The sequence below is a fragment of the Ruminobacter amylophilus genome (assembly GCF_900115655.1).
GTDB classification, from domain to species: Bacteria; Pseudomonadota; Gammaproteobacteria; order Enterobacterales; family Succinivibrionaceae; genus Ruminobacter; species Ruminobacter amylophilus.
Map to the genome: position 1 here is coordinate 1 of NZ_FOXF01000058.1, position 13,096 is coordinate 13,096.

Annotated in this window: 14 protein-coding genes and 1 pseudogene; 2 read left to right on the plus strand and 13 right to left on the minus strand. The window is 45.8% G+C overall.

What is annotated here, in order from left to right; all coding sequences use genetic code 11:
- Nucleotides 1-188: 188 nt before the first annotated feature.
- Nucleotides 189-674, minus strand: a complete 486-nt coding sequence (locus BMY80_RS10470; RefSeq protein WP_010454303.1) for a hypothetical protein — start codon at nt 672-674, stop codon at nt 189-191.
- Between the two features lie 88 nt (nt 675-762).
- Here BMY80_RS10470 and BMY80_RS10475 point away from each other — a divergent pair, with 88 nt between their 5' ends.
- Nucleotides 763-1,308: a hypothetical protein gene (locus tag BMY80_RS10475; protein WP_143066520.1), complete on the plus strand. Its 546-nt coding sequence runs from the start codon at nt 763-765 to the stop codon at nt 1,306-1,308.
- 2 nt (nt 1,309-1,310) lie between these two features.
- Here the strand turns inward: BMY80_RS10475 and BMY80_RS10480 are convergent, their stop codons facing one another.
- The 5 genes from BMY80_RS10480 to BMY80_RS12770 all read right to left on the minus strand — a co-directional run bounded on the left by BMY80_RS10480 (nt 1,311) and on the right by BMY80_RS12770 (nt 5,383).
- Nucleotides 1,311-2,876 carry a recombinase family protein gene (locus BMY80_RS10480; RefSeq protein WP_093143466.1) on the minus strand — a complete coding sequence of 522 codons (1,566 nt, stop codon included), beginning with the start codon at nt 2,874-2,876 and terminating at the stop codon, nt 1,311-1,313.
- A gap of 2 nt (nt 2,877-2,878) precedes the next feature.
- Nucleotides 2,879-3,301: a recombinase gene (locus BMY80_RS10485; RefSeq protein ID WP_093143467.1), complete on the minus strand. Its 423-nt coding sequence runs from the start codon at nt 3,299-3,301 to the stop codon at nt 2,879-2,881.
- Entirely contained in the window at nt 3,298-4,857 is a 1,560-nt protein-coding gene (locus BMY80_RS10490) for a recombinase family protein (protein WP_093143468.1), read from the minus strand. Before BMY80_RS10490 ends, BMY80_RS10485 begins: the two co-directional genes overlap by 4 nt.
- Nucleotides 4,858-4,868: 11 nt before the next feature.
- A complete protein-coding gene (locus tag BMY80_RS10495; RefSeq protein ID WP_245730147.1) occupies nt 4,869-5,078 on the minus strand; it encodes an SHOCT domain-containing protein in 210 nt (69 codons plus the stop codon).
- Between the two features lie 92 nt (nt 5,079-5,170).
- Nucleotides 5,171-5,383 (minus strand): SHOCT domain-containing protein, encoded by a 213-nt coding sequence (locus BMY80_RS12770; RefSeq protein ID WP_093143469.1) that lies wholly within the window; start codon nt 5,381-5,383, stop codon nt 5,171-5,173.
- Between the two features lie 210 nt (nt 5,384-5,593).
- Here BMY80_RS12770 and BMY80_RS10505 point away from each other — a divergent pair, with 210 nt between their 5' ends.
- On the plus strand, nt 5,594-6,769 hold the full coding sequence (locus tag BMY80_RS10505; RefSeq protein ID WP_093143470.1) for a BspA family leucine-rich repeat surface protein: 1,176 nt from the start codon (nt 5,594-5,596) through the stop codon (nt 6,767-6,769).
- A gap of 45 nt (nt 6,770-6,814) precedes the next feature.
- Here BMY80_RS10505 and BMY80_RS10510 read toward each other — a convergent pair whose 3' ends face one another.
- The 7 genes and pseudogenes from BMY80_RS10510 to BMY80_RS10540 all read right to left on the minus strand — a co-directional run.
- Nucleotides 6,815-7,354: a peptidoglycan recognition protein family protein gene (locus tag BMY80_RS10510; RefSeq protein WP_093143471.1), complete on the minus strand. Its 540-nt coding sequence runs from the start codon at nt 7,352-7,354 to the stop codon at nt 6,815-6,817.
- Nucleotides 7,344-7,769: a phage holin family protein gene (locus BMY80_RS10515; protein WP_093143474.1), complete on the minus strand. Its 426-nt coding sequence runs from the start codon at nt 7,767-7,769 to the stop codon at nt 7,344-7,346. Before BMY80_RS10515 ends, BMY80_RS10510 begins: the two co-directional genes overlap by 11 nt.
- A gap of 40 nt (nt 7,770-7,809) precedes the next feature.
- Nucleotides 7,810-8,643 carry a glycosyltransferase gene (locus tag BMY80_RS10520; protein ID WP_093143475.1) on the minus strand — a complete coding sequence of 278 codons (834 nt, stop codon included), beginning with the start codon at nt 8,641-8,643 and terminating at the stop codon, nt 7,810-7,812.
- A complete protein-coding gene (locus BMY80_RS10525; protein WP_093143476.1) occupies nt 8,640-11,684 on the minus strand; it encodes a host specificity factor TipJ family phage tail protein in 3,045 nt (1,014 codons plus the stop codon). The genes BMY80_RS10520 and BMY80_RS10525 overlap by 4 nt, the downstream gene beginning before the upstream one ends.
- A gap of 153 nt (nt 11,685-11,837) precedes the next feature.
- Nucleotides 11,838-12,251 carry an NlpC/P60 family protein gene (locus BMY80_RS10530; protein ID WP_093143477.1) on the minus strand — a complete coding sequence of 138 codons (414 nt, stop codon included), beginning with the start codon at nt 12,249-12,251 and terminating at the stop codon, nt 11,838-11,840.
- Complete coding sequence (locus BMY80_RS10535; RefSeq protein ID WP_093143478.1) at nt 12,241-12,705, minus strand: DUF1833 family protein; 465 nt, start codon at nt 12,703-12,705, stop codon at nt 12,241-12,243. The genes BMY80_RS10530 and BMY80_RS10535 overlap by 11 nt, the downstream gene beginning before the upstream one ends.
- Before the next feature lie 9 nt (nt 12,706-12,714).
- A pseudogene (locus BMY80_RS10540) lies at nt 12,715-13,096 on the minus strand (hypothetical protein); the annotation flags it as partial.

Genomic DNA, 13,096 nt, shown 5'->3' on the forward strand with positions numbered 1-13,096 from the left:
CACTGTGTAAATTTTAATCGATATCGCCGAAACCGCATGAATACTGGGTTTCTTTAGGCTTTATCACGTGACAGCAGTACAACCGTCTCGACGTGCAACGACCAGTGCATAGCGGTGTCTGATCGTCTACTATGGTTTATACAACAGGCATAAAAGAACATATTAACCAATAAGCACAGGAAACATATTCAGTGAAATCTGCTGAAATCTTCACACTGGTACTTCCTAAATTGAGGCTTGCAGTATTCCTCTTTTTCGCCAGTTTGCTTATTAGTGCGTTTGCCATTAAACCAAATACTGCGTTTTCCCTCATTAATTCCACTCTTGTTGGTTACGCACTCTTGAAGGAATTCCTCTGATGACATTATCCACATTGCTCCTTCAGAACCATCATCGTTTTTAATTCTCTCAGAATAAAATACGAAGTAGAAGTTTTTCGACGGTTCATGCGTAATTGCCGAAAACAGAGCACCGTCTCCGAACTTGACCTCATTTGATCTTGCCTTAATCTGAACCTCAATGAAGGTTCCGTCTTCTTTTTTGATGACACAATCAACACCATGATCGTCAACCAGAGGAACATAAACATCAAGTCCCTCCATCAGCATTTTTCCAATGAGGTTGTACTCAACTCTTTTGCCGAATCCTGCTGAATGTCTAAACGAAAAACTCATACTTTGCTCCCTTCAACTGTTTTACCACAGTGTTTCATATTACAATTTTATCGGTTATGAATCGACAATAATTACGCTAAAAGGGATCATGATGGACAAAATTAACGCAACAAAAATACTTGAAGAAGCTTTGAGCAGGAGCCTCGGATTGCCCCGCTACATAGAGATAATGGCAGGAAATCCTGACAAATCAGAATTTCAAAGGATGTTCAATGGCTACTATAAGGTGCGCCGCAATGAAAATTGGCAAAAAGAATATTATGCCATTTTCACTGAAGCTAAAAAGAATCCGGAAAACTACACCTTCGAACGAATCCTTAGAAAACTGTATGAAAAAACAGGAATGATAGAGGCATCATTTAGTTCCAAGATGCTGGCAACCATTGATCCATCTAAACCTATATGGGATCAGTATGTGCTTAAAAACCTGGGGCTTCAGTTAAAGGGGCTAGGGGAAGAAAGATTGGAGAAAGCTGTAGAGTTATACTCAGAGATTGAAAGCTGGTACAACTCATACTTGAATTCATCCGAGGGCAAGGAGAACATCAGAGTATTCGATTTAATGCTCCCGGATTACGCATTGATAAGTAACATCAAGAAGATAGATTGCCTTCTGTGGGCGCATAGGGTGTAAACTCAGCCGTTAACCTCAACCTCCACCCCGGATTTGAACTCCACGGTGAAGTGATCATCATGGACAGTGATGCGCTCAATCAGACGTCTGACCAATGCCTCATCGTACTCGACAATCTGAGTTTCCTGCTCATCCAAAAAGGCTTTAAGGTCTGAAATCTTCTGTCGGACTCCATCCTTTTTGGCATCATCGAGCTGCAGCTGATATTTCTTTTCATGAAGTTCAGTAATCTCCTGACCGAGCTTATCGCAGTCCTGCCGCTGTTTTATTCGCTTGAGAAGATCCTTCTGCAGGGATGCGATCTTGGAATCGATCTCCGCTACCGCATCCGTATTGCTGGAACTGAGAGCATTCTCAATATTGGTCTTCAGCTGAGACATATAAGTGTCCTGTTTGGTAAAGACCTCATTGATTGCCTTAACTGCAACGTTCTGAAGTTCCGATTCCTTTACGGTTCGGGAGTGGCATTCAACCTCCGAGTATTTCTGCTTGAGCCGTGAAAGGCACCGCCACACGATGCTCTTTCTGCCGTGAATGTTCCAGTGAGTTCTCTGGTAAAAACCTCCGCAATGGCAGCAGGCAACAAGATTTGAAAGTGCAAACTTACCGCTGTACTGTCTGCGTTTTCCCGTTGTGGTTTTAAGCCTTGACCGTTTCTGCATTTCCTCCTGAACCCGCATAAAGAGTTCCTTCGGAATGATGGCTTCATGGTTATTTTCCACATAGTATTGCGGAACGATACCGCGATTTGCCACCCGCTTTTTAGTCAGAAAGTCTGTGGTGATCGTTTTCTGAAGAAGTGCATCACCCATGTACTTCTCATTTGTCAGGATAAGTTTAATGGAGGAATTCAGCCAGCGGGAACTTCCCGCTGCAGTCTTGATGCCGTCAGCCTCGAGTCCCTTGCCGATACCGTAAAAGCTCTGCCCTTCCAGATATTCACGGAAGATGCGTTTCACCACCTCGGCTTCTTCCTTATTGATGATGAGGTTACCGTCCTCATCCTTGTCATAACCAAGGAACCGAGTATGGTTAACCAGCACCTTGCCCTGCTGGTAACGATACTGCAGACCAAGGCGGACGTTCTGAGAAAGGCTTTCACTTTCCTGCTGAGCCAGTGATGCCATGATGGTGAGCATAACCTCGCCTTTGGCATCGAGCGTGTTAATTCCTTCTTTCTCGAAATAAACGGCGATGTTCTTATCCTTGAGCTTTCTGATGTAGTTAAGGCAGTCTAGTGTATTACGGGCAAAACGGCTGATAGACTTGGTTACCACCATGTCAACCTTGCCATTCATGCAGTCATCTATGAGCCGGTTAAACTCCTCTCGCTTTTTGGTATTGGTGCCGGAAATGCCGTCATCCGCATAAATTCCGGCGCATTCCCATGCTGGGTTCTTCTTGATGTACTCGGTGTAGTGTTCCACCTGCGCCTCATAGCTTGTTGCCTGTTCATCAGTATCAGTAGACACACGGCAGTAGGCTGCCACTCTGGTCTTTGGTACTTCGTCCTGAACAACCCTGCTGCCGATTCGTCTCTTGGCAGGGATCATTGTAATTGTTCCCATGTTTAAGCCTTCCTCTCAATTAAACTGTAAATGTACTCAGCCTGTCTGAACGGATCTCTGAACTGCTTTAAACACTGTCTGAAGGAAAAGTGCTGTGGTGCAGTTCCCGATGCCTGTTCTTTGCTCTGCCCTTCCTTCTTCCCGAGAACAGAGCATCTGCGTAAGCGTTCCCTTTCAGCCGCATCAAATGTGGTGCGATCAATGATCTCGGGGTAAAAATCATCTCCGGTGTAGCGGGCATTCCTCATAAGCATTTTTACCGATGAGGCATGCAAGTTTAACCCCACAGCCTTTGCCGCATCGATGTAACTCAGCCCGGAAAGATATCCTTTGTAAAGCAATCTGACTTTACCGGCATCCTTCTCATGAATTACCGCCCTGCCGTCCACAATCTTGTATCCGAAAAAAGTATTATTCAGTCTCATTCAATTGTCTCCTTAACCTTCATTCCGCATTTCAGATGAAGTTCCAGTTCCGTTCTGGAACTCACAACCGCATGATCTACATACCTTTCAAAAAGCCCGGCATCAAAGTCGGAGAGCATTTCGCTCTTGCCCGTGAATCTGATGAGGTCTCTCAAGGACTCGGTCTTAGTCAGCTCACCGTTGATTTCAGATTTCAGCTGATCCCGTTCTGCTGTGAGTTTCTCAGTCTCAACCATGATTTCATTACTCTCCCGAGTAAAAGTGGCGGGATCAAGATAGCCCTTTGTCATAATGGAAGTGAGGTTACGTCTGCGTTCCTGCATTTCATTCAGGGTTCTTTCCACCACGTCAATTCTGCTGAGTCGTGACTTGTGAGATTGGGTAGTGAGGTTATCAAGAAGTGTCTGCAGCACCTCCTTTCTGCCGAAAATCAGCTTATTCATCATGGTGGTAAAGGCAGTCTCAAGAGCAGCCTCTCGAACATACTTCATTGAACACCGGCTCCCGTCCTTATGGTGGACTGAGCATACCCATGCAGGATATTTGAGCCTTCCGGTAATGTTGATCCTGCGTTTGAAGAACGCTCCGCATTCGCCGCAGATCAGCTTTCCACTAAAGGCATAGCGGTTCTGGTATTTTGAATTACCTTCAGACCTGTTCTTCTCCTGCTGTTCATGACTGATAACATTGCCGACAGCCTCGAAAACCTCCCTGCTGACAATGGCGTCATGGTGGTTTTCCTCATAGAACTGGTCTACTTCCCCATGATTCAGATGCCTTCTGAGACGGAAGTCCGTATAGGTTTTCTGATAAAGGCAGTCTCCCTTGTACCTCTCATTTCGCAGGATCCAGAGCACAGAGGCTGCAGTCCATGTGCCTTTTCTCTTGGCTGGAACCTTCTTCTCATTTAGCGTGGCAGCAATCTGACGTGCGCTCTTCCCCGTCAGAGCCTCATTGAAAATAAACCGCACCCATTCCGCCTCATCCTCTTTAATGACAAGTTCCCCGTCAGCGAGAGTGTAGCCGTATGGCGCATAGCTGAATTTGAAGGAGCCATTCTCAAAGCGGTGCCGTACTCCCCACTTGCTGTTCTCGGAAATAGAAACTGACTCGCTCTCTGCCAGACTGCTCATTACTGAAAGAAACAGTTCTGTTTCCATCGAACCGGTATTGAGATTCTCCTTCTCGAAGTAAACTGGGATGTGAAGTTCCTGAAGTCTGCGTACCAGTTCAAGACAGTCTGTGGTGTTACGGGCAAATCGGCTCAGAGACTTGGTGACAATGAAATCAATCTTCCCGTTCTCGCAGTCCGTCATCATCTGCAGAAGTGCCGGACGCTTTTCCTTTTTGGTTCCTGACAGTCCTTCATCGTAGTAGAGTCCGGCAAACTCCCATTCTCGATTTGATGCGATGTATTCTTCGTAATGAGCCTTCTGAGTCTCAAGACTGACAAGCTGATCAGCCATGCTTGATGACACTCGGCAGTATGCTGCAACCCGGAGTCTCTTCTTTGGCTGATGCGCATTGGCTGGCTCGATAGTGATAACCTTCTTCATGTGCAGTCACCTTAAAGTATTGATGACAGGAAGGTCGGAAAAGTCCGTCTGTTTTCCTGCATGATTAACTGAAACTCATCACGGCTGATGAGTCCCTGGCTGAGAAGTTTCCGGGTGAAAATCTCTGCTCTCAGAAAGTTGAACTCCTGCTGAAGATCGTAACCATCGTGGTTACGCTCGAAGTGCAGTTCCGGATAACTGCTTATTTGTTTTATGTGCATAATTGCTCCTTAAAGTGATCAGTGTTTGCTTCTCGCAATCCGTTTTGTCGGTAACATATTTGCTCTGTGTTGGAACACTATCAACTCAATAATCAAAGGATTTGCGAGATAAATGTCGGGAAAGTGACCACGTTCTCTACCATGATTCTCCGGTACTCATCAGCCGTTATAAGACCTTGGTTGAGCATGGTTTTCGTGAGATGTTCAGCCCGCAGAAAATTGAATTCATGCTGCAGCTGCTCATGGGTAATTTGGCTGAGTGCGGTATGCTGGGTAGTGGTGGGTGTAACTTCGGTTACTTGCATAGCGGATTCTCCTGTAAAACTATTGCTCCTACCTACTAATGCCCAGAAGTAGGCGCTTTTTACAAAAAAATTTCCTTCGCTTCACTATGCTTAGAAACAGAGGTGTTTTACAAAAAGAGAAATGAGTCAAAATTGTCAAAAGGTAATACAAATTGCAAATATAATTAATGATATGATGACATTTAAATTCATACTAACAAGGATTACTAAATGTATTGTCATAAATGTGGCAAAGAAATACCCGATAATTCTGTTTTTTGTCAGCACTGTGGGACGACCATAAAATCACCAACTAAAGGTAAATCAAACGTTTTGAAAATTGGGATTATTGCAGGACTTGTTATTTTTGCCGGAACTGGAGTTTTCGAAGGTTTTAAATACTGGAAGGAGCAAAATCCGGTAATTAATTACCCGCATGATATTACAGATGATTTAGTTCAAAAGATTGCATATAACAAGATTGATTCATTAACGATAAATTATGAATTTACAAGATGTATAAATAAAAATGAAGATATAGACAAATGGAAAGAAGATTCAGACAAATGGAAAAATGAACGAAATCGAAACAATCCTTTTTGGAGAGCCAATAGCGTTACTCCTATAAAACGCATTGAGTTTGAGGTCAAGCTTGGTTCGGGGGTTCATTCTCTCGCATGTGCATTTGAAGATTTTAAAAATCTGGAATATGTGAATATTAAGGATACTTCCAATATTACTGATATGAGATTTATGTTCTCTAGTGCAAAATCATTCAATCAGCCAATCGGCAACTGGGATACTTCCAAGGTTACTGATATGAGCATTATGTTCTCTAGTGCAAAATCATTCAATCAGCCAATCGGCAACTGGGATACTTCCAATGTTACCGATATGAGTGGTATGTTCTCTAGTGCAAAATCATTCAATCAGCCAATCGGCAACTGGGATACTTCCAAGGTTACTGATATGAGCATTATGTTCTCTAGTGCAAAATCATTCAATCAGCCAATCGGCAACTGGGATACTTCCAAGGTTACTGATATGACATGGATGTTCGTTGACGCATCAGCCTTCAATCAGCCTATCGGTAACTGGGATACTTCCAAGGTTACTAGTATGTGGGCAATGTTCTGTGAAGCATCAGCCTTCAATCAGCCAATCGGCAACTGGGATACTTCCAAGGTTACCCATATGGGCGGTATGTTCGGGGGGGCAAAATCCTTCAATCAGCCAATCGGCAACTGGGATACTTCCAAGGTTACGAATATGAGCTATATGTTCAGGAAAGCAATCTCCTTCAATCAGCCAATCGGCAACTGGGATACTTCTAGGGTTACCGATATGGATGGGATGTTCGAAGGGGCAACATCTTACTCATACCCTAAACCAAAAGGAGCAAAATAAACATCAAAAGGCAGACTGCAACTCTGGCAGTCTGCCAAATTCCCTTTATTCCCCAAGTCGGCTATTCACCTCTTGAGCCAAATCGCCCAACTTCCCGAATAGCCAGTTTCCCGGACAGGATTTTCGAGCAAACCAGCGGTGAACCGTCAGCAGCATCTCATCACTCCTGACCGAATAGTTCAATGCCTTATCCCGATTAGCAATCCACACCAATCGTTTCTTGCCGTTTCTTCTGCAGATATCAACGCACAGATCTACCAATGCGGCATACACCTCCGGCTTCATGGTGTACGGCTCCGTCAGATCTGATGCGCACTCGATGGTGACAGCTCTATGGTCATTATCCCGGGATGATGAGCACCAGGAACGGTTCTCTTCATCAACACAGAGGCCGATTCTGCCATCAGCCCCGATGCAGTAGTTGCAGCTTGCCTGTCGGCTGCTGTCCTTAAAGCAGTCGCAGATGCGTTCCACACTGAGCTGACCGACAACAGCGTGAGGGGTGATTCTGCTGATGGAACAGGTTCTTTTCCCGGAATGGTTAGGACTCAATCTAGTGTAAGTTACAAGCGGACTATTTGCCATTTTCATTCTCCTTATTTTCTGATTTATCGTGTAACTGGTTTAAGGCTTTTCTGACCACCGTTGGGATCGGCAGACCGAGATGTGCAGCGTTCTCGAGTAAGCTGATGCCTTCGTTTGAGAGGTAAAAGAAAATCACAGCGGTTCGCAGAACACTTCCGGTCTGAAAAATCCTCGTGTCCAGAATGCTGGCGATGCCCACGAGCATAAAGACGATCACCTTACGGCAGATGCCTTTAAACCCGATGGAACTTGACAGTTTGCCGTCAACAATCCCGCACATCACACCGCTGATGTAGTCGATAACCGTAAAGGCAATCAGGGCATACAGGAGGCCGTCACAACCGCCAAGGAAGTAACCGAGCCATCCGCCGATTCCCGTAAACATTGCCTGGAGCATATTCCAAAGCTCTCTCATGTTTTTTCTCCAATAAAAAAGGCGACCTTTAAGCCGCCTGTCATTTAACTCTTCTTACGTTACTTCGCACCCGCTCCAGAAACTCCCGGTCAAGATAGCTTTCCACCCGTTCACAGGCAGAGAGGTATTTCTGCCAGTAGGCATAAGCCCGGAAATCAAGATAGATGAATTTATTCCAAGGCTTTTCCATTGAGAGATAATGCACCATCAGCGGAGCCATTTCCTTGTATCCGGGATTGAACCAGATGGCATTGAACTCACCTGAAAGCTGATGCTTTTTCCTGAAGTGAAGATTCACAAAGTCCTGCTCCGGGCAGTACATGAAGTTGCCTTTTTCCTCAATCGTTTTGATGAACTTCTCATACAGTCCTTTGCAGTCAGCCTTGTAGCACATAAGACCGGTGTTGAAATACAGCGGAGTGTTCACGATTTCCTTAAGCTTCATCTGGTTCATCCACTTGTCCCGGTTTTCACGTTCGCTGACTCCGAAGATGCCGGATTTATGCTCTGCCGTAATCTCCTCGAGGAGAGGAACCGCTGAGCCTAAAAACAGAGTGTCCAAATCGAAGTTCAGGACACAGTCCGTTTCTGCAGAAACTTCCTCAAGTGATTTGATACGCTGGGCAATGGCGGGTACGGCACTGCGGTGAACCATCAGTCTGTTTCCGCCCACAGAGGCAAAAAGCTCATGCTGCGGAAATGATACGTAGCGTACCTCCACCAACTCTTCCGGAACCACGGCAAGAACCTTACTGAGGTCAGTACCTTTCTCCGCGTAAATGATGAGCTCAATGCGGTTGTATTTGAAAAAAGAGCTGAGGGATACCACCGCCTGATTGATGTACCCCTCATCCAGAACTACGAAAGCCTTCATTGGTTATTCTCCTTAATGTCGTCTTTGAAAATGTCCTCTGAGTAGTTGATGAGCTTAAGTGAACAGCGGTTGCCGCTTTCCGGTTTAACGGCAGTAACCCAGCAGAGCTGCAGTTCACCGATGGCAAAAAGCGGATATTCGAGAGACTTGCCGAACTCACTGTCCCAATCGATATCGGGATAGCTATCGAGATAAAGCGTATGGCTGTCATTACGGTAAAAGGTATATTCTCCATAGGAACCGTCCTTTCTTGAGATATACACGATGCCTTCCCAGATATCTTCCGGTAATTCAATATCCGTGGTAACGGTCTGACCGTTTATTCCGGTTATCCTGCCGGTGATGTTAGATAAGTTCTCATCGAGCATCAGTCCAACAAGGTCGTTGAACTGACAGTTGAGACCGTTAAGCTCGGTTTTGATTTCATAGGTAACTCGTGTATTTCTGAGATACCTAAGTCTCCTCATGCCGAGAGCTACCGCATGTTCATAGTCAGTTACGCCCCAGGCTTCAAGCTGCTCCTGATTATCGGATTCAGGATAGGAGGTGATGCGTTTATTACCGTCAGCATCAACATGGCAGTACACCGTTTCGGTCTTGTAGGTTTTAGGCGAGGTGAAATTTACCACCACCTCATCAACGTCATCCTCCTTCGGCAGCGAATAGGTAATTACCGGACTTGAGGTCATATTGCTTTTGGTGAAGATTTGCGTTGGAGTTGCTCCCGCATAAAGCCTTTTAACCGATAAGGTATTATCCCGAACCACCGGAACTGCAAAGCCGCAGTTGAGCACATCTCTGAGTGATTCCAGAAGAGTGCTGTCACTGTCGATGGAGCCGTTACACTCAAGTCCCTGGGAGCGCCAGAGCTCATCAAAATCCATGAGCGTATCGACATCAAGAATATTGCGGTATTTGGAGTTTCGTACAATATATTGAACCACCGGAGCAATATTCCTTGTTGCCACCAGCGGCAGATTATCTGAATACCCGAGAGCAGGAAGCTTTCTTGTCCAGTAGGTAGCAAGCTGGTTTTCAGAAAGCTCAGATAAGGTTTCGTTACCCTTGAACCTGCAGATGAGCACCGTCATGTTGTCATATCGGTCAATGGAGCTTATGACGCTTTTAAGCCCTACCCATTTAATCTCCTCAAGAGCACGGGTAGAGCCGTCCTCCTGCGAGGTTCTGAGAACTCTGAACTCATAATTCCCGGCAGTCTCCAGTTCGATTCTTACCGTTTCAGCAAGCTGGTCATTGGTGTTGTTCGTCCAGGTTTTCTCTATAATCATGTATTCGTCATCCGAACCGGCTCTGCGGTACTCAATCTGAATGCTGATGGATAGTTTATCGAACTCACCGTCATCGTTAAGCTTGCCAAGACCTCCCGGCAGAGAGAAATCAAGCTCAAAGATTTTTGATTCAGCACCATAAGGACATGCCCGATAAGGTCCTACGTAACCACCGTCACTTGCCTGACCACTTACCAGAGTAAAAAGCACATGCTCCTGATTGACTCCGGTGGAATAAAAGCCACGCCAGTCTGATACTTCACCGTAGCTGTCATTGAGCCTTTTCACCGTATAGACACCGTTGGTGTAATCAAGAATTTCATAAAGGCCGTTATCGTCATACGGATAATCCGCCGGCATCGGCTGAAACACAGAGCCAACCAGGCGATTTGCCGTATCGGTTATTTTCGTGTACGGCTGAGACGGAGTAACCTCCTCGGGGTATTCCGGAACTGTTAAATCACAACTGTCGAACTTTAGCGTAACATGACCGGCTTCATCAGAGCTTACTTCAAGAATTTCACAGAGAGCCTCGGTGGTATTTGCCTCATCCTCAGTTACGGTTTTACCGCCGCTGCAACCGGATGGAATGGTATCGTAGGTGATTGAGGTTACGGCAGAAAGAGTGACCTTCAGATAATCACCGTTACGGGTAATTAACTCGGTCTCAGTTTCTTCACCGGATTCCTCATCAACGTTGGTCTGAATTTCTGTAGCTCTTGCACGGAAAAACTCATCAGGCTTAAAGCCATCAGCGCATTTCAGCGTGAGCGTAGTAATACCAGAGGCAGCATCAGTTTCGGCAGAGATAATTTCAGTACCGATAAGACGTGTATTTTCTGCACCGCTTAACTCGAAGATAGTGCCGTTTGCCCATTTCAAATCAAGGTTCTGTTTAATGCGTACCGTCTCAGTACCGCCACCTGAACAGCCGCCATAACCCATGCTGTAAATTCTGTAGTTGCAGCCGCTAAAGGTATTACCTTTAAACTCAAGGTTCACTCCGTTCATGGAGGAGGTATCGATTTTACCCTGACCGCTTTTTAAGGTATGACCGCTCTGGGTAACCTCGGTTGATGAGTACCAGCAGTACCAGGATTTATCCTCCGGGGAGTTTTCAGCAGTAATCTTTACTCCCGGCTCAATGACGTAGGCAGAGCAACCCTTGAGTTCACTTATCGGAGTCTCGCCGATGTAGATGTCTGAGTGATCTGCCTTGTAGTCGTAATGTCCGATGCCCTGGCATAAAATCATGTCGCAGAACAAAGTATTGTTGCGGTAAAACACATGCCGGTCAGCAAGGTAGTCTGGAAACCTTTTGAAGAAGCCGAAGTTCTCCGGGATGATTTCCATCAGCTTTACCTTGTTGCCCTGAACATTCACATCATAGATTGAGTTTCCCTGTTTGGTGTTTTTCTGCTTATTCTTGCCAAGCTTATGCATACTCACCATGGCATAAACGGCACTGGCCACACCAATCACCACGGAGATGATGGCAGCAATGGCGGTACCGGTTACACCGGGTTCGATGACAAACTTAAGGTGATCGCTTTTCTGGATGAAGAGTGAAGGCCATTCAGTCTGTTCTACCTTTCTGCCGTTAACAAACAGAGACAGATATGGCATAAGTGTAGGATTATAGGAGGCAATCTGGCTCTTAAGCAAAGCGGTGAGACTGCCGCTGTATTCCGGCAGTTCAAGCTGCTCAAGCACCCTATTCAAATCTTCACGGGTTACAACTTCAAGTTTCATGGTTCTCCTTAATGAGTTCAGGACAGAAAGGACGGACAATGCTCATTTTTCCTATTAATGCGTATACGTGCATATTTGCCCTATAAGGTTCTATTTAAAGGCTGTTTACTCTATATAGAGTTTCTTGTCCTGTCCGTCCTATAAGAGGTATTTTTAGCAAGGACAGTTTTGCGGTTCGGGACAAGCCGTAAGTGAGATGTCCCGATATCGGTAGAATCTGCTCTCCACAAACTGCATTGATTTGATCTTTTCAACTCTGGCATGACGATTAAGTCCGGTATGCAGCATTTCTCCTCTGCCGAGATACACGGCAACATGGAAGATCTGCCCGTGACGAAAAAAGGCGATCACATCGCCCTTTTCTGCCTCGCTCCCGGATACTTCCATAAAACCGCCCCGCTCCGATTCCTTCTCGTACCCGTCTTTAATGCTGAAATCCGTATAGTCATCAAGCTCTATGCCAAGCTCCCGGCGGTAGAACTCGATGACAAGCCCCCAGCAGTCAAGGAACGGGTATTTTCTGCCGTTTGGAGTGTGTCTGATGAGAAGATAATGGTTAAGCCACATACTTAAGTCCCGGTGCATTGGTGGAGGTATAGCGGAGTCGCGGAAACTCAAGATTCAGCATGTCGCAGAAAGATGCGGTGAAGGTTGCCGATTCCCGGGTGATACGACCTCCGGTGATGGTGAGCGTCAGTTCAGAGAGCTTGTCGTGATATTCGTAATGCCACTGGGCAACAGTGATGAAAGTAGGTGTCTGAGCTTCAATAACCTGTTTCATGTATTCGTAGGCTTCACCGCTTACTCCGTCAACACCGAATGAGAGATCTGAAAAGCCGCTGTCAGACCTTTCCGGCATGGAGACAGTAAAGGCTGACTTCTTGTATTCGTCTCCCCAGAGCTGCATGTCTTCGTACCCCAGCACATAACGCAAGGTGCCTATGGTGTCGTTTGCAATGGTGAGCGTAACAATCGGCAGTCTGCCGCCACTCGCGTAAATTTCTTCAAGTGAATAAAGCATAAAGCCTCCTTAACTGAACCAGGAAAGGTATTCCACCTCACCAGAATCAGGCTTAACCTTGATAATGCGGCCACACCAGTCATCGATTTCGTAGGAATAAAAACTCCAGGTGGAATTGCCGTTGTTATCGTTGAATTCCACATACCCGTCATACGGATAACCTTTGAGAAGATTCAGGTTAAAAACGTAATAGCCGAATCTATTCTTTTTGAGCTTAATCCCCGGCCACTCGTAATTGGTGTAATAAGCAACCCAGATATAGGCATAAAGCTCATCCCAGCCTTCCGGATCAATCCATACCTCATCACCGCCAATTCCCGGTTCTACGTCAAGGCGGCACTGCACCGACCATAACGGACCATTGTTGTTAACGCAGTTAAGCGAGGCAGAG